The 16475-nt window shown below is 60.5% G+C and carries 14 protein-coding genes and 1 pseudogene; 11 read left to right on the forward strand and 4 right to left on the reverse strand.

Translation table 11 applies throughout. From position 1 onward, the window contains the following. Positions 1 to 335 precede the first annotated feature (335 nt). Positions 336 to 767 carry a pyruvate kinase alpha/beta domain-containing protein gene (locus CK215_RS29930; RefSeq protein ID WP_348628622.1) on the reverse strand — a complete coding sequence of 144 codons (432 nt, stop codon included), beginning with the start codon at positions 765 to 767 and terminating at the stop codon, positions 336 to 338. Positions 768 to 1330: 563 nt separating this feature from the next. Here CK215_RS29930 and CK215_RS29935 point away from each other — a divergent pair. From CK215_RS29935 to CK215_RS29985, 11 genes and pseudogenes are all read left to right on the forward strand, one after another. Further along, positions 1331 to 1522, forward strand: a pseudogene (locus CK215_RS29935) (hypothetical protein); the annotation flags it as partial. Positions 1523 to 1839: 317 nt separating this feature from the next. Beyond that, on the forward strand, positions 1840 to 2976 hold the full coding sequence (locus tag CK215_RS29940) for a GNAT family N-acetyltransferase (protein ID WP_095833076.1): 1137 nt from the start codon (positions 1840 to 1842) through the stop codon (positions 2974 to 2976). Positions 2977 to 3047: 71 nt separating this feature from the next. Then, the gene (locus CK215_RS29945; RefSeq protein ID WP_082953693.1) at positions 3048 to 3875 is read left to right on the forward strand and encodes a MurR/RpiR family transcriptional regulator; all 828 of its coding nucleotides are present in this window, start codon (positions 3048 to 3050) and stop codon (positions 3873 to 3875) included. Continuing rightward, the gene (locus CK215_RS29950; RefSeq protein WP_095833077.1) at positions 3859 to 4770 is read left to right on the forward strand and encodes an N-acetylmannosamine kinase; all 912 of its coding nucleotides are present in this window, start codon (positions 3859 to 3861) and stop codon (positions 4768 to 4770) included. Before CK215_RS29945 ends, CK215_RS29950 begins: the two co-directional genes overlap by 17 nt. 65 nt (positions 4771 to 4835) lie before the next feature. Beyond that, a complete protein-coding gene (locus CK215_RS29955; protein ID WP_095833078.1) occupies positions 4836 to 5552 on the forward strand; it encodes an N-acetylmannosamine-6-phosphate 2-epimerase in 717 nt (238 codons plus the stop codon). Beyond that, a complete protein-coding gene (locus CK215_RS29960) occupies positions 5549 to 6565 on the forward strand; it encodes a Gfo/Idh/MocA family oxidoreductase (RefSeq protein ID WP_095833079.1) in 1017 nt (338 codons plus the stop codon). Before CK215_RS29955 ends, CK215_RS29960 begins: the two co-directional genes overlap by 4 nt. A 63-nt stretch (positions 6566 to 6628) precedes the next feature. Beyond that, positions 6629 to 7921 (forward strand): sugar ABC transporter substrate-binding protein, encoded by a 1293-nt coding sequence (locus CK215_RS29965; protein ID WP_095833086.1) that lies wholly within the window; start codon positions 6629 to 6631, stop codon positions 7919 to 7921. 68 nt (positions 7922 to 7989) lie between these two features. After that, a complete protein-coding gene (locus CK215_RS29970) occupies positions 7990 to 8871 on the forward strand; it encodes a sugar ABC transporter permease (protein ID WP_095833080.1) in 882 nt (293 codons plus the stop codon). After that, complete coding sequence (locus CK215_RS29975) at positions 8868 to 9683, forward strand: carbohydrate ABC transporter permease (protein ID WP_245418872.1); 816 nt, start codon at positions 8868 to 8870, stop codon at positions 9681 to 9683. The genes CK215_RS29970 and CK215_RS29975 overlap by 4 nt, the downstream gene beginning before the upstream one ends. Positions 9684 to 9690: 7 nt before the next feature. Further along, the gene (locus CK215_RS29980) at positions 9691 to 10752 is read left to right on the forward strand and encodes an ABC transporter ATP-binding protein (RefSeq protein WP_095833081.1); all 1062 of its coding nucleotides are present in this window, start codon (positions 9691 to 9693) and stop codon (positions 10750 to 10752) included. A gap of 568 nt (positions 10753 to 11320) precedes the next feature. Further along, complete coding sequence (locus CK215_RS29985) at positions 11321 to 13225, forward strand: tetratricopeptide repeat protein (protein ID WP_141245591.1); 1905 nt, start codon at positions 11321 to 11323, stop codon at positions 13223 to 13225. A 15-nt stretch (positions 13226 to 13240) separates the two neighbouring features. On the opposite strand, the gene CK215_RS29990 is transcribed toward CK215_RS29985, so the two are convergent. From CK215_RS29990 to CK215_RS30000, 3 genes are read right to left on the reverse strand one after another with little or no spacing between them, the layout of a single operon-like run. Further along, entirely contained in the window at positions 13241 to 13990 is a 750-nt protein-coding gene (locus CK215_RS29990) for a TfuA-like protein (RefSeq protein WP_095833083.1), read from the reverse strand. Further along, positions 13987 to 15207 (reverse strand): YcaO-like family protein, encoded by a 1221-nt coding sequence (locus CK215_RS29995; protein WP_095833084.1) that lies wholly within the window; start codon positions 15205 to 15207, stop codon positions 13987 to 13989. The genes CK215_RS29990 and CK215_RS29995 overlap by 4 nt, the downstream gene beginning before the upstream one ends. A 15-nt stretch (positions 15208 to 15222) precedes the next feature. After that, complete coding sequence (locus CK215_RS30000; protein WP_095833085.1) at positions 15223 to 15930, reverse strand: hypothetical protein; 708 nt, start codon at positions 15928 to 15930, stop codon at positions 15223 to 15225. Between the last annotated feature and the right edge of the window lie 545 nt (positions 15931 to 16475).

A 16475-nucleotide genomic window follows, 5' to 3' on the forward strand; every position in this document is an offset into this window, starting at 1 on the left:
GAGACGTTCGATCCAAAGGGGCGGTCGGCCGGCAATGTCGCCGCCATCGATCAGGTCGACGCCAAGTACAACGCGCGACGCTGATTCAGAGGAGGGCGGTGCAGCCCAGGCCGAATGGCTATGGCATTTGGGGGGCCGGACGCTGTCATTCTGCAGTTGGCCCCATTCCGGCCGCTTGAAAGACGACTTAGCCCGCCTTCAATCTTGACTCCTGCCAGCACAGATAGCTGCTGTTGCCGCCCGAGCACATCGCCAGCACGCGCATGCCGCTCTCATTCCTCTGATCCCGAAACCTCTAGCGAGTGCCGATTTGCGCAACGCGGAGATTGTTGGTGCTACCCGGTTGGGCGAAGGGAAGCCGACGACGATGTACTCACATCGTCTCGCCAGTCCCGCATCGAGCGCGGCCTGCTCCGCCCGCTCGATCGAGTTCTCGTAATCAGCGATGTCCTCGGATCGCAGGCTGACGACACCCCAATAGAGCTGAGCTGACATGCGAGAATCGGTACGGGAGGGCGCGCCCGCGAGATTCTTGATGCCGTCGTCCCGCTGGCGGTATATGCGACAATCGCTGGCGCCTTGAGTGCGGCTGCTACTCCAGCTGTGGCGGAAGGAACCGCATGAGGAGGGCTCTGTGCGACTTCCAGCTCGGTCGCCTCCACTATCAGCCTGTAATGCTTGTGCCTCTCCGTCTTCTCGATGATGCGGCTCATCATTTCGACAGTTTCCACCGGATAAGCTCCGGTTGCAGACTCTGCCGATAGCATCACCACATCCGCACCGTCATAGATCGCTCCGTAAATGGCCGGCAGCTTAGTCTTCAGATCAATCACGCGCGTTCGTGCTTCGTTCGATCTTATCGTGTTTGCGGGAACAATTCTTGTTCCGACCCCCTAATGGCAAACCCGTGTTCCGGAAGACTGGAGCACAGCACTTCGAACGTACAGAGGAATACCGGTTCAGCGGCGTCGTCGCCTTCACCTGGCTGTCGGGTGGGGCTGCCTCGGACGAGTTTCGCTAGATTGATGTTGCCTTGGAAGTCCGATTGGCGACTTCTGCAGGGCGGATTGGAAGCAAGTCGCTAGGCGTCACTCGCAAGGCTCTCATCGGTGAAGCGAACACGCATGCCTGGGGGAGCGGGGCGTTGCTTCGAGCAGAACGCCACTTGCCGACGCGGTAGGTTACGGCCGCCAAAAGCTTCCTCGATCCAGCGTAGTGAGCACACCGGAGCGGTCTCATCGATGGGTGTTTCTGGTCTGAAGGGCGGCGTTCGGCTCGATCGTCGGTGTCGCAATGGCAGCTCACGACTTTCTTCCCCTGACGGCACGTCGCCCTCATCCCGATAATCGAGAAGGCCGGCGGAACGGTCACCGGCTGGGACGGGGACCCCGCGGAGCGCGGTGGTTGCATCGTCGCAGCAGCCAATGCGGCTCTTCACGGCAAAGTCCTTGATATTTTGCATGGAGCTGATCGTGACTGGATCACAAGAGGCGTCGTCAACCTGATGACCCTCAGCGAATAACAAAATCGTTGTTACTCAATTGGTTACGAAGGCAGTTCGCCAAAGTTGATTCAACGAGCTGATGCGGTCCACTCGACGACTGCATTTATCTTCTCCGAATAGCTGCTTTGCGTCTCATGCCGGTCGCGGCCCCCAATCATGATGCGTCCTAAGAGCGGAGACGACCAAGCCAAAATCGAGCGACTGAAATAACTACCTCAACGCCTTGCAGCCCATCGCTAAAGCGGTGCCGACGCAAAATTTGTCGAGGTTGAGCAGCCCCCATTGCGTGTCCTCATTTTCCCGCTATGATGAAAAGCGTCATAGCTGGATGAGATATGAAAAAAAACTTCACACTCGACATGGCGACGACCAAGGATGTCGTCGACATCGCCAGCTTGCTAAGTTGGGCCTTCGGTTTCAGCACGGGACGTTCGCACGAATACATCTCCAACATCGGGCTCGAAACGCTGCGGCTCATTCGCGGCGAGGGCGGCCGTCCGGTAGTGTGCGCGGGTCTGCTGCAGACGGCGCATATCTTCCACGGCAAGCCCGTGCAGGCGGCCAACATCGTGCATGTGGCGATCGCGCCGGAACGGCGTGGACAGGGACTAGCCGTGCCTTTTGTAGATGCCCTTTGCGACGAGGCGAAGAGCAACGGCGCCGCGATCGCCACCCTCTTTGCCTCGACTCGGCCGGTCTACCGCAAGGCCGGTTTCGAGCTTGCAGGCCACGAGATCGTCTACGAGGCGGCGACGGTGGCACTCCCTTCGGCAAGCCGGCTCGCCTTCGATCGCGTCGAGCTCGACGATCCGCGCCTGGCCGGAGCCTATGTTGCAAAGACACTTGCCGAATCCGGGTTGCTTGATCGCGGCGCCGCGCACTGGAACGAGTTGCGGCGCGCGCCGACCGACGCTCTCGCGGCCTATCTTGCCGAAGGCGAGGCCGCCTATCTGATACTCGACATGGGCGACAAAACCTGTCTGAAGGTGCGGGACTGGTTTGCCGCTTCGCCCGATGCGGTGCAGGGGTTGCTTTCCTTTCTTGCCCGCTTCCGCTCGGTGTACCCGGCTGTGCGCTGGCATGGCGCCCCGCAGGACGATTTGGTGGCGGCGATGCCGGATAAGGGCTGGCGGCTGGCTCATCAGGAGGAGTGGTTGCTGCGCGCGCTCGATCCAGCAGCGGCCTTGCGCCAGCGCGGCTACCATGTCGACCAGGCAAAGCTCGCGCTGCGGATCGGCGATAAGTCACTCGCAATCGATGTTCGCGAAGGCGCCGCCGAGGTGGGCGAGGGGGGTGTTGCGTCCGACCCGGTCGTGTGCGTGCATGCGCCGGCCTTCGTCCAGCTCTTCACGGGCTTTCGCAGCGCCTCGAAACTCGCGCGGTATGGCCTCGTGGCCGGCGACTCGGCTGGCATACGCCGCTGTGACCAGCTGTTTGCGGGACCGCCGCCGTGGGTAGCGGAGCATTTTTGAGCATGATCCCAAGAGTGAGGACGATTTTTGGATAAGATCATGCTCGCACCGAGAACCTTTGAGGGGACTTCATGACACATGCGCTGATAGCCTCGCTGAGAGCGGCGGCGGGCGATATGACGCCGGCGCTGGCGCGCGTCGCCGAGACGGTGCTGGCGCAGCCCGACGCCACCTTGCGCCAGAGCATAACCGAGCTTGCCGAAGCATCCGGATCGTCGGAGGCGAGCGTTATGCGCTTCTGCCGCGATCAGGGCTTTTCCGGTTTCCAGGACTTCAAGCTGGCGCTGGCGAAGGAGCTCGCGACCGACGAGCGGTCGAGGGACAATGGCCTGCCTTCCGACGAGATCCAGCGGCTGGTGGAAACCGCGATCACCTCGCTTCGCGAAACCGAGCAGCTGATCGTCCGGGAAGATATCGGCACCGCCTCGCGCAAGCTGCTGGGCGCGACCACGGTCGAGTGTTTCGGCATCGCCGCTTCCGCAGTCACGGCGCAATATCTTGCCTACAAGATGACCCGCATCGGCAAGTTCAGCCGCGCGCTGGGCGACGCGCATCTGGCGGTCATGGCGGCGGGAACGGCGCAGCCTGGAACGGTGCAGGTGGTGATCTCGAGCTCCGGCTCGACGATCGATGCCGTGCGCGTGGCCGAACTCGCCCGCTCCAAAGGCGCCTTCGTCATCGGCATCTCCAACCGCTCGAAGAGCCCGTTGATCGCCGCCTGCGACCTGGCGCTGATCGCCTCCTGGCCGGAGACGCCGCTCACCGGCGGCGCCTTCCCCTCGAAGATCAGCCAGCTGCTCATCGTCGATGCGCTGGTGACCGAGATGACCAGGCAGGATCCGAAGCGGCTGGTCGAGCTCAGCCGCACGGCGGAGGTCGTGAGTGACCGCAGCTTCTGATTTGCCGGTGCTCGCCATCGATATCGGCGGGACCAAGATAGCGACAGCCGAACTGAGCGGCGACAGGATCGCCAATCGCCGGCAGGCGGCGACGCCGCGCACCGGCATGGGCGACGACTTAGTAGCAGCCATCGCCGAGCTTGCGCCGAAAAGCGGTTTTGGTGCCGTCGCCGTCGCTACCACCGGCATCGTTCGCAACGGCGCGTTGACGGCGCTGAACCCCGAAACCCTGCCGATCGAGGACGGCTATCCGATTGCCTCGGCGATTGAGCGCGCCTTCGGCACGCCGCCACTGGTCGTCAACGACGCCCAGGCCGCAGCCTGGGCCGAATTCACGATTGGCGCCGGCAAGGGTTTTCGCAACTTCGCCTTCTTCACCGTCTCCACCGGCATCGGCTGCGGATTGGTGATAGGCGGTCGGCTGGAAAGCGGCGCCACCGGGCTTGCCGGCCATGTCGGGCATACGCGCTCCGAACGCGGCGGCATCCTGTGCGGCTGCGGCCGGCGTGGTTGCCTGGAAACGGTCGCCTCAGGTACGGCCCTGGCGCGGGCGGGCAGCGCGCGTCTTGGCCGCAAGGTTGCGACGCCAGAGTTGTTCGCAGCGGCGGAACAAGGCGACGGCATTGCCGCGGAAATCATCGCCGGCGCGGTCGTCGCGCTGGTCCACGCATTTGCCGACCTGACGGCCTCGGTCGATGTCGACTGCGTTGCCGTCGGCGGCGGCGTCGGCCTCGCCAACGGCTTCATCGAGGCGCTTCAGGCGCGCTCGCTCGACCTGCCGCGCGTCTACCGGCGTCCCATTGTCGCCGCGCGTGCGGGCGCCGATGCCGGCCTGCTTGGCGCGGCGATGCTGGCGCGTTCGAAGAGTGATGACGGAAATTTTCATCGAACATAACTTATTGACAAAAACTTTTATCTGCGCTTGGTTGGAGGGGTAGTGCTCTTCCAGGAGATGCCCCGGTGCAGGCCAAGCAGGGCGATTTGCTCGCCACACTCGATGGAACGCTGGTCGTGTCGTGCCAAGCCGAGTCCGGCCTGCCGCTCGACGCTGCCGACCACATCGCCGCGATGGCGCGCTCCGTCGTGTTGGGCGGCGCCACTGGCGTGCGCATCGAAGGCGCGGCCAACATCGACGCCGTCCGCGCCGCGGTCGAGGTGCCGCTGATCGGCCTCATCAAGGTCAAGCGTGACGACACCGAGGTCTACATCACGCCGACGCTCGACGACGTCGCCGCCGTCATCGAGGCCGGCGCCGATATCGTCGCGATCGACGCCACCAGCCGGCCGCGTCCGGCCGCGTCGAAGGCGATGTTCGCCAGCATCGCGGCGAGGGGGCGGCTCTCCATGGGCGATGTCGCCACGCTCGATGAAGGCAAGCGCGCGCTCGACGCCGGCGCTGACCTCATCAGCACCACCATGGCCGGCTACACCGACTATTCCAGCGACCAGCGCGGCCCCGCCTTCGCGCTGATGGAGGAATTTGCTCGCGCTGGCCTGCCTTTCGTCGCCGAGGGCCGCATCTGGACGCCAGACGAGGCCGTCCGCTGTTTCGAGCTCGGCGCCCGCTTCATCGTCGTCGGCGGCGCCATCACGCGGCCCGATGCTATCACCCGCCGCTTCGCCCACGAGGTGGCCGCCTGGAGCGTCCATCCGCAACTGAAAAGGAATCCGACATGACCAAGCGTCGCCGCGTCGCCGTCATCGGCGCAGGCTTCATGGGCTCCATGCATGCAGGCATCTTTGCCGGCATGGTGGGCGCGGAGCTCGCGGCCATCGTCGACCCCAACCGCGTGCTGGCCGAGGCGGTGGCGGCGAAGGCGCCGGGCTGCAAGGTCTATGACAGCCACCAGGCGTTGCTGTCGGGCGAACGCGATCTCGACCTTGTCTCGATCTGCACGCCTGACAATCTGCATCTGGCACCGGCCGTCGCCGTTGCCCAAGCCGGCATCAACGTTTTCGTCGAGAAGCCCATCTCCTCCAAGGTCGAGGACGCCAAGGCAATCATCGCCGCCTGCGAGGCGGCCAAGGTCAAGCTCGGCGTCGGCTACCTGCTGCGGTTCGACCCGCGCTACGCCGCCGCCAAGGAACTGATGACCACTGGCCGGATCGGCGAGCCGATCCACATTTACACCCGCCGCAACAGCGCTCGCACCGAAGGTCCGAAGCGCTATGGCGGCAAGCTGCCGTTGGCGCTGCATGTCACCGTCCACGACGTCGACATGGTGCTGTGGATGCTGGAGGGCCAGCAGCCGGTGTCGGTCTACGCGCAGCAGACCGACAAGCTGCTCGGCGCCTCGGGCACGCAGGACAGCCTCGCGGCCATCGTGCGCTTTTCCGGTGGCACCGTCGTCAATTTCGAGAGCGCCTGGTCGCTGCCATCCGGCGCGCGCCACATGATCGACGCGCGCATGGAACTCATCGGCACCGATGGATCCTTCGAGGTCCAATGCGGCGACAGCGGACTCTATTTCGCCAGCAATGAAGCGTCGCGCGAGATCGACACCCAGCACTGGCCCCTCATCAACGGCCGCTTCGACGGCGACCTCGCGCGCCAGCTCAACAGCCTGATCGCCTGGCTGGACGGCGCGGCGATGCCGATCGCCACCGGACGGGAAGCCCTTCGTTCGCTCGAGCTCACCCTTGCCATGATGCAGTCGGCGCAGAGCGGCGAAATCGTGCGCCTCGGTTGAGCTCAATAAACCGACGGCGCTGTTGCAACGAGGCCAGACGGCCCAAGAATGGGAGACGAAAACATGCTGAACAGACGCAATCTACTGATGCTCGGCGCGGCCGCCGCCGCGCTCGCCATGGCCGCGCCGGCCTCGGCCGACGACAAGCCTTTCAATGGCGTGCAGATCTCGGTGCTGCTCGAAGGCCACCCGACCACCGAAGCCATCCAGAAGATGTTGCCGGAGTTCAAGGAGAAGACCGGCATCGATGTCGCGATCGAAGTGGTACCCGAGGCCGATATTACCGCCAAGGAGCTGCTGGAATTCTCGTCCAAGTCCGGCCGCTACGACGTCGTCCAGAACAACATCATCTACCTGCCGGGTTTCGTGAAGTCCGGCTACATCGTGCCGCTCGACGATTTCCTGGCCAAGCACAAGGAGAATTTCGACAAGGCCGATTTCGTGCCGGGCTATTTCAACACCAACGTTCTCGACGGCAAGGTCTACGGCTTGCCGGTCTATGGCGAGAGCACTTTCGTCATGTATCGCAAGGACCTGTTCGAGCAATATGGATTGGCGGCGCCCAAGACCTTCGAGGACATCGAGAACGCGGCGAAAACCATCTCGGAAAAGACCAACAAGCAGGTCGCCGGCATCACCATGCGCGGCCAGCAGGGCATCCAGGGCGTCTATGTCTGGGCGGCCTATCTGTGGGGCTTCGGCGGGTCGTTCCTTGGCGCGGACGGCAAGTCGGCTCTGGCCACACCCGAAGGCGTCGCCGCGCTCGTCGCCTTCACCAAGGTTCTAAAGGATTACGGCCCGGTCGGCGTCGCCAATTTCGGCTGGGAAGAGAACCGGCTGCTCTTCCAGCAGGGCAAGGCGGCGATCACGCTCGATGCCACCGTCAACGGCGCCTATAACGAGGACCCGGCCGTCTCGACGGTGGTCGGCAAGGTCGGTTACGTGCCGGTGCCGATGAAGTCGACCTCGCCAAAGGGCGGCTCGTCCTCGCTCGCCGTGCATTCGATGTATGTCTCGGCCGAATCGAAAAACCAGGAAGCGGCAGCGCTCTTCGCCGCCTGGGCGACCGCCAAGGAACAGCAGCTGAAGTCGATCGAGACCGATCCCAACTCCGGCGTGACCTCGCTCTCGGCGCTCAACAGCGACAGCTTCGGCAAGCGCTATGGCGCTTTCAAGGAAGGCATGATCGCGGCCATCAACGCCGGCAATCCGCAATATTTGCCGACGGTCGAGAAGGCGAACGAGATCATCAACAACACCGGCATCGCCGTCTCCAAGGCGCTCGCCGGAACCGCGAGCGCCGCCGACGCCTTGAAGGAAGCCGACGAAGCCAACAACGCCGCACTCGCCCGCTAAGGTCGAGAGGCGTGCCCTGCCGCGTGCGCTCCCTGTGCGCGGCAGGGTGAGATTCTCAGGTTGATCCGATGAGACCCGTGGCTCCAGCGTCCGATCCCACAAGACATTTCTTCCAACCGATCATCGTCTGCCTGACGGTGGCGTCGGTGGCGTTGACGTTGTTCGTCATCTGGATATCGCTGCACGATCTGTCGCTGATGCGGGCAGGGCGGGAGAAATTCGTCGGGCTCGACAACTACATCCGCTTCCTCGGTGATCCGCGCGCCTTGGCCGCGCTCTGGCGCACAGTGCAGTTCACCGCTCTGGCGACGGTGATCGAGATCGCGCTCGGCCTCGCTGTCGTGCTCTTCCTCGACCGCGACTTCGCCATGAAACGGCTGGTGCGCACCCTGCTGCTTGTTCCGATCATCATGACGCCGGTGGTTGTTGGGCTCACCTGGCGCTTCCTCTTCGACCCCGCCACCGGCATGGCCAACTATCTTCTGTCACTGGTGGGCATCTCCCAGGTCGACTGGCTGGGCAGCCCGCAGATCGCGCTGTTCTCGGTGCTGATCGCCGATATCTGGCAATGGACGCCCTTCGTCATCCTCCTGGTGATGGCGGCCCTTGAATCGGCGCCCACCGATCCGCTCAACGCCGCCCGCGTCGACGGCGCGCGCGAATGGCAGGTCACCTGGTATGTGCTCCTGCCCATGCTGCGCCGCGCACTCGCCATCGTCGCGCTGATCCGGGCGATCGACAGCATCAAAGCCTTCGACCTCTTCTACATCATGACTCGCGGCGGGCCGGCGCTGTCGACCGAGACGCTGAACTATTACGGCTACATCGTCGCCTTCACCAATTTCGACATCTCCTATGCGCTCGCGATCGCCGTCATCCTGACGGTGTTCACCAATGTCGCGCTGCTGACCATGTACAGCGTGCTCTTCCCGAAGACGGGGGACCGATGATGGCCAGGCGCGTGCTGTTCTATGTCGGGCTGGTCCTGCTTCTGCTTGCGGTGCTGTTCCCGCTCTACTGGGTCGTCGTCACCTCCTTCAAGACGACGCGCGATGCCTTCGCCATTCCGCCCGCCTGGCTGTTCAGCCCGACGCTGGACAATTACCGGACGGTCTTCGCCAATCGTGGTTTCCTCAGCGCCTTTGCCAATTCCTTCATCGTCTCGATCCTGTCCAGCGCGCTCGCCGTCGCCGTTGGCTCGGTCGCGGCTTATGGGCTGGCGCAGCAGCCGGCGGAGCTGCGTCGCGCGCGGGAAAAATTCATCCTCAGCCTGCGCATCGCGCCGGCGCTGCTCTTCGTCATTCCGATGTACTATCTGGCGACCCGCATCGGCGCGCTGAACAAGCACTGGCTGCTGGTGGCCGCCTATGCCTTCGTCAACGTGCCCTTCGCCATCTCGCTGCTCATCACCTTCTTCGACGACATTCCGAAGGAGCTGCGCGATGCCGCGCGTGTCGACGGCGCGCGCGAGTTTTCGATCTTCTGGCACGTCTATCTGCCGGCCGCGCGCGGCGGCATCATCGCCACGCTGATCCTGTGCGTGCTGTTCACCTGGAACGAGTTCTTCGTGGCGCTTGTGCTGACCGGCCGTGACACCCAGACGCTGCCGGTCTCGATAACCTCGTTCCTGACATTCCAGGGCATACAGTGGGGCGCGCTGACCGCTGCCGCCACCCTCATCATGCTGCCGATGATCGTGCTCGGCATCCTGGTGCAGGGGCAGGTCGTGCGCGGCATGACGCTCGGCAGCGTGAAAGGCTGAACTTCAGATGGCGCAACTCTCGATACGGTCGGTCTCGAAGTCTTACGGCGCGGTCCAGGTGCTGGACGACGTCTCGGTCGAGGTGGAGGAGGGGTCCTTCGTCGTGCTGCTCGGCCCATCCGGCTGCGGGAAGTCGACGCTGCTACATGCGGTGGCCGGCCTCAATCCGATCGACTCCGGCACCATCGTCATCGGCGACCGCAACGTCACCAACCTGCCGGCACGGGACCGTGACGTCGCAATGGTGTTCCAGTCCTACGCGCTCTATCCGACCATGACGGTGGCGCAGAATGTCGCCTTTCCCTTAAAGATGCGCGGTCTCGACCGCAGGATCTCGGACGAGAAGGTCGCCGGCGTCGCGCGCCTGCTCCAGATCGAGCCGCTCATGTCGCGTCTGCCGCGCGAGCTTTCCGGCGGCCAGCGGCAGCGCGTCGCCATCGGCCGGGCGCTGGTGCGCGACCCGCGCCTCTTCCTGTTCGACGAGCCGTTGTCGAACCTCGACGCGGCACTTCGCACCGAGCTTCGCGCCGAGATCAAACGCCTGCACCAGTCGATCCGCCGCACGATGGTCTATGTCACGCATGACCAGACCGAGGCGCTGACGCTTGCCGACAAGATCGTCGTCCTGAAGGCCGGCAAGATCGAGCAGACCGGCACGCCGCTGTCGCTCTATGACGATCCCGACAATGCCTTCGTCGCCGGCTTCATCGGCACGCCGCGCATGAATTTCCTCAAGGCCACGGTCGTCGATGATGGCAAGTCGCTGACAGTCGGCGAGGCGAGGGTGGACATATCGCACCTGAAGAGCAGGCTGGAGAATGGCCGCGTGGTCACGCTGGGCATCCGGCCGGAGCATCTCGACGAGAAGCAGGGCGTCGAGCTCTCGCTTGCCGTCGACGTCACCGAGCGGTTGGGCTCGACCTCTTACGTACACGGCGCGCTGCCGAGCGGCGAGACGGTGGTTGCCGAACGCCGCGAGGATCAGCCGCGCTTCGGCGAGACGATCCCGCTGCGCTTCCAGCCGACGCGCGTCCGTGTCTTCGATGAAGAAGGAAGTCGCATTCGCTGACGCCCTGGCCAACTTGCACACAGTCAATTCGCAAGGGAAAGGGCGGTTTTTCCGGCGCGGCCCAAGCGGTAGTCGACGGTTCCACAATTCGCGGTCGACTGGGGTTCTTGGAAGGTCTTCGAACTTTCTGTCTCTCGCTCCGGGAGAACTGCAGGCGCTTGTAAAGGAGGTCGGGACGTCGGAAGCCGCTTTGCAAACTTGATCGGCTCACTGAAGCACCGGTATCAATATGTCGGACCCGGCTGCCGGGAGCGAGTCGGCGGTCCGCCTCGTTGGCCCTACAGGTTGAGGTGAATGACCTGACGAGGAGCCTCAATTAGGGAAATGCCTTACGGACCCTGGATCACGCCAATGGGCAGGCGAGGAGCGGCTGCCATTTCGATGGTCACCATCGCACGACGCTGCAGGAGCCCAGACTACTAGTCTGGATCGAGATAGAGCCGATGGCGGCTTTGCGCCTGAACTTTGCCGTTGCGGCCAGCTTTGCCACTGCCTGAAAGCGGACGCTAGTTAGTAGCTACCCAGCGCAGGTTGGTAGGGAAGCGAATCAAAACGGTAGACTCAGTTGTTGTCGATCGCTACCTATGGTCGACCGGAGGATATGTTGGAGCGTCGTCTCGCCGCCGTTCTTTTCGCTGATGTGGTTGGATACAGTCGGCTTATGGAGGCAAGTGAAGCCGCCACGTTCGCCGCTCTCAGGACGCGTCAAAGCGAAATTCTTGAACCATTGGTAGCTGCGCACAATGGTCGGGTCGTCAAGCTAATGGGCGACGGTATTCTATTGGAATTTCATAGTGCTGTTAGCGCGGTAGAGTGTGCCCTGGAGCTGCAAGGGGCCATGGCCACGGCGAACAACAACGTGGCCCCGGAAAAGCAAGTCCTCTACCGCATGGGAATCAATATTGGCGAGGTCATCGCGCAGGGCGACGACATATACGGTGAGGGTGTCAACATAGCCGCTAGGCTGGAGCACGAGGCGGATCCCGGCGGCATCGTCATTTCCGAAATGGTATTTGGACAAGTCCACGGAAAAGGTAATTTCCAGTTCGAAGATTTGGGCGAGCGTTCGCTCAAAAATATTACGCGCGCGCTGCACATGTATAGCGTGTCGGGTGGCCGTTCCTCGGATGCCAGCAGAAATGAGAATCAACCCAAGAAAGTCGGTCTATCAATAGCTGTTTTGCCGTTTGCAAATATTAGCGGCGATCCAGAACAAGAATATTTCAGCGACGGCATTACGGACGATATTATTACGGATTTATCTAGAATTTCCGCCTTAAAGGTGCTTTCTAGGAGTACGGCGTACTCGTTCAAGGGACGCAAGATTAAGGTCAATCGGATCGCTCAGGAGCTTCAGGTCGCATACGTGCTCGAAGGGAGCGTCCGCAAGTCTGGTGGCCGTGTGCGCCTAAGTGCTCAGCTTATCGACGCGGTGAAGGACACTCATGTTTGGGCGGAGCGCTACGACCGCAATTTCAGCGACGTGTTTGCTCTGCAAGACGAACTATCAAGCGCGATTGTTGCTGCGCTGAAAGTTCGTCTGCTTCCCGAGGAACGCGAGGCGATCGTAACACGCTCCACTCTCGACACCGAAGCATATCGACTTTACCTGATGGGCCGTCGCTACTTCGAAATCCGCGGTGCGCGCAACTACGAGATCGCGCTGCGCGCATGCAAGAAAGCAATAGGACTGGATCCAAACTACGCCCGCGCATGGGCGTTATCAGCCCTATGCCTTTGTTACCTAAATTTTAGCGGCAGGACTTCCGATTCTGGATTTGAAGCAGCGAAGAGGGCTCTGGAGCTAGACCCAACTTCGGCGGAGGCCCACGCTGCCATGGGGCGCATCCTAGCTGAAAGAGGAGAGTTTGAAGAAGCACTTGTCTCACACCGGGAATCTCTTAGGTTAGACTCTCACTCATTTGATGTGCATCAGAATTTCGGAACCACGTGTTCCGAGTGTGACATGAATGTAGAAGCTATACAGCACCTCGAACTGGCATCTGGCCTGCTCGATACAGATTATACCACACTCAATTTGATGGCCTTAGCCCTGAAATCACTGGGTCGACACGAGGAGTCGACTACCGCCACATACCGCGCGTTAGAGAGAATCGAAAAGGCGGTAGCCGCGCGTCCTGACAACGCGAATTCCCTTGCGCACGGGGCCTTAGCTCTAGCCCGTCTAGGTGAAAGAGAGCGCGCAGGCGAATGGATTGAGAGGGCCTTGATTATCGATCCCGATGACGCAACGGACCAATACAATCTCGCGTGCGCCTTGGCGCAAATAGGAGAGATAGATAAATCTATAGATTTGTTGGAAGCGTGTGTTCCAAGGATGCCCAAAGAGTTTGCCTTATGGATCCCGAAGGATCTCGATCTCGCACCGGTCCGAGATCACCCTCGCTACGTCGCCTTGTCGGAAGCTTGCCAGGCGAAGTTGCAGCAAGGCGCAATGGGACATGCAATGTGACTGCTTAGAGAGTCCCTATGTGAAATCGCGGATGATCGGATTATCCATTGCGGCCCGAAATTCGGCGAAGAAAATCGTTTCCTCGAACTCAAATAGCTGATTTTTGGGCGACTGCCCTGTTTCTAAGTATTGGTTCATTGCAGCTAGTAACTCAAGGGCGTCTCGCTTTTTCTGGTCGACTCGGTTTTGCGAGAACCAATTGGTCACTTCGGTGTTGATTAGACCATCTGGTGCGCAGCGCACGTTGTAAGCATCGATCGCGTCAGCAAGATTTCTGCGCGCATAAAATGTTGATGAAGCGATTTCTTCGATTTCACGGGCTGCTCGCGTCGCGATCTTGTTGAGAGCGACGGCTTCTCTCAAGGTGTATCGTATGTTGATTAGGGCCTCCGAGGTTTGTGGGAAGCCAAGCTCCGCGGGGCCGTGTTCAATTGCAACCTCATCATCCCGCGTTATTCGCCCGCTAACAAAGTCGTGAAAGATCGCTCCAATTCCGATCATCCCGCATGGATAGAGTTCTGCGGCCCGGATTGCGCCCATGCTTGCGGCGCCAAAAACAGCACATCCGCGGTTCAACGCCCAAAGAATCTCTTTGTGTAGGACAGACGGAACAGTCCTGAAGCAACCGTCAATAAGGCCAATCATACGCGTGCCGGCCGCTGCGGCACGGTAAATGTCTCCGCGTTGTGCTGGTGGGCGCCAATCAAATGAAGCGCCCCTGGGAACCGATCTCAACGTGGGCCCAACAAATAGGACAGGTTTCATTGCGAGAGCTTAGCCGCTTTTGCGCGTCGGCCCTTTGTGTATCCCACGGCATGCGGATAGGTTTCCAAGCCAGGCACTACTACCCTAACAAACGAAAGGTGCGAGGAGCGACTCTTTAGATCAACAACAATGGCTTGTCGAAAACCAGCCACAACTAGGCGACTGACCAGCCAGTTCAGCAGTCCTGACGTTGTTCGGTCTGAGCACTCTGAATCGCGAAGCCGTATCTCTGCGGTCCCCGCGTCGTTCGGCGCTTTGGCGGAATAATGGCGTGGTCTCAGGTCGTCGCGCGCCCCCGAAATCAAAAGAACGCGGGTTTGAATGGCCTCAAACAATGCACGCCGGAGAGCTATGGCGGGTAGTGGATGGCAACCTGCTCCATCCGTGGCGACGGGGATGCCTACAGGCCCCCTTTCACGCTCGACCAAACGACAATAGTAGCAAGGCACGCCAATCTCAGTAGTTATGTCCCAAGCTGTGACGGCAATGCCAAGGCTCCTACACCTCGCATATTGGTTCTGGGATTCGTCGTCTTCGATGGTCCTCCAATCGACCCTTCCAAAGCTGCCCGGCTGCGATGCCTTGAAGAGAGCGATGGCATCACCCTCGATGACCTCGCACAATGCATGCGTTGCCGCATCTTTGTAGCAGCTACCCCCGCCAAGCCCGTTGCTGCAGACCACAAAGCCGTCATTTTTCTGCAACGTCTCGCTTCTGAAATCAGTGTGCACCAGCCCGAACGGGACGGCTGCGGTTTCGCCTGAGATCAACTCTAACCCTGTCGCCATACGCAGCCATGGCTTTGCTGCCTTAGGGGCTTCTTTGTCATCTATGTGCGGGAGATCTGATAGATCGGGAACTACGCAATCACGGGGAAGCTCGCCAAACGGAATCCAGTCTGCAAATTGCTCTGCATGGAAAATCTCCAACCCTTCCATCAGTCCAGAGATACACGCCTGTGAAATCGTCGAGCCCTTTCCAGATGAAACTGTAAGGGCCCATGAATTTGGGCGAACAACTGACGTAACGCAGAGTCCAATCTCGTCCAATCCAGTTATGTCTGCCACCCTGGTAATGCCGGCCTCCGGCATCAATTCCCAGCATGCAGCTAATGCCGGACTGAGGGTCGCGGAACCACGGAGGACGGCTGCTGATGAAGAACAAAGGACTCGTTCCGCAGCGCAATTCTCTCGCCCAAGGGTTTGTTTGCGGACCACCGCTTCACGAGACCGCTAGTTGCGGCCCATGATAACCATGCCGTCGCCAATTGTGACCGGTTCATAAATCGGCACCGTTTTTTCCCCTCCAAGCCGAAGCTGAACGGCACCGGAAATGTTGATGACATTGCCACGTATCGAATCTAGCGCTTTCGTAATTTGCTCATCGACATACTTCCACCTTTTGTCGCCGAGATTCCGGTCGAATCCGACAAGTGCGTTCCCCGGAATTGCGTAAAGTCTCTTGTCCGCCTCACCTCCACCAGCGTCAATCGGCTTAATGTCCACTTGGACAAAAAGTGTTCCGTTTATGGTTCGCTTCTCATCATTACTTAGCTTATCGCCTATGAAGTAGCTGAAAAGAGCTGCCCGAAATTGCAACAAATCCTTGTCAGAAGATCTTATCGCATGAAGGTCCGCTCGTGCCAGCGCCGCGCGATCTAACACAATCGGCACGTAGCCAGCGACGAAATCATTGAAAGCCTTGCAGTCAGATTGGCGAACGCCACCGTTGGTCTTGGGAGACTCACCTGCTTCAAGTTTCTTCTTCGATTCTTTGTTGTCTTCGAAAAAGTACGTCATAGAATCGATTTCTTTGGGGGAACCGGCATCCAACCAATTTTTGTATCGGACGTAGAACTCCTCGTTTCCCTCTTCAATCCATTTATCGACATCCGGATCGGCGGTATAAGTTGCACAGAAGTTAGGATCACCTGCAGGCATATTTCCCTCCTCATCAACAGAATTAGGTCGTATAGAAACCGAGGCTGTGTGTCAGCATTTTTTTACTATTCCGTTTACTGTACAAAGCGGTTTGTGCCGGCGACAACTGGAATAAACCAGACACCAACCAGGCTTGCTAACCGACAATCCTCAGCGCGATCTCGCGCTCGAGCTTGAAGTCAGAGCGGCGATCGTCAGGTTGCCGACAACGTCATGTCGCCAGGCACTTGGCGATGCGACCGTCTTGCGCAGATGGGTGCTGCTGGTGTGCGGATGATCCGTCATTCGCGACGTGCAAGCAAGCGCCAAGCGGTCAACGCATTATTGGATCCCGGCTCCCTCTGCTTTTGAGACGCGCCGGAACGCAGAACGGAACAGCCGAGTCAAGGTCAAGGGCAGCTTTCTGCCTTTCGTTCCAGAACCGGACCATCTGCTTCCGGCCCCATTTCAGACTGCTGTCAGGCCAGGATGCTATTGATCATGCTCCGGATAAAAGCCGTTTTTGCCCCACGGCATAAGCACGGCGAGATCTCCGCCAGCCTGGT

Origin of the sequence: Mesorhizobium sp. WSM3864 (genome assembly GCF_002294955.1) — a bacterium.
Classification (GTDB): domain Bacteria; phylum Pseudomonadota; class Alphaproteobacteria; order Rhizobiales; family Rhizobiaceae; genus Mesorhizobium.

What these genes read in the sequence shown, in the direction of transcription:
- CK215_RS29930 (WP_348628622.1), bottom strand. Translation starts at nt 767, where the DNA reads ATGCTATCGGCAGAGTCTGCAACCGGAGCTTATCCGGTGGAAACTGTC.
- CK215_RS29940 (WP_095833076.1), top strand. Translation starts at nt 1,840, where the DNA reads ATGAAAAAAAACTTCACACTCGACATGGCGACGACCAAGGATGTCGTC.
- CK215_RS29945 (WP_082953693.1), top strand. Translation starts at nt 3,048, where the DNA reads ATGACACATGCGCTGATAGCCTCGCTGAGAGCGGCGGCGGGCGATATG.
- CK215_RS29960 (WP_095833079.1), top strand. Translation starts at nt 5,549, where the DNA reads ATGACCAAGCGTCGCCGCGTCGCCGTCATCGGCGCAGGCTTCATGGGC.
- CK215_RS29965 (WP_095833086.1), top strand. Translation starts at nt 6,629, where the DNA reads ATGCTGAACAGACGCAATCTACTGATGCTCGGCGCGGCCGCCGCCGCG.
- CK215_RS29970 (WP_095833080.1), top strand. Translation starts at nt 7,990, where the DNA reads ATGAGACCCGTGGCTCCAGCGTCCGATCCCACAAGACATTTCTTCCAA.
- CK215_RS29975 (WP_245418872.1), top strand. Translation starts at nt 8,868, where the DNA reads ATGATGGCCAGGCGCGTGCTGTTCTATGTCGGGCTGGTCCTGCTTCTG.
- CK215_RS29980 (WP_095833081.1), top strand. Translation starts at nt 9,691, where the DNA reads ATGGCGCAACTCTCGATACGGTCGGTCTCGAAGTCTTACGGCGCGGTC.
- CK215_RS29990 (WP_095833083.1), bottom strand. Translation starts at nt 13,990, where the DNA reads ATGAAACCTGTCCTATTTGTTGGGCCCACGTTGAGATCGGTTCCCAGG.
- CK215_RS30000 (WP_095833085.1), bottom strand. Translation starts at nt 15,930, where the DNA reads ATGCCTGCAGGTGATCCTAACTTCTGTGCAACTTATACCGCCGATCCG.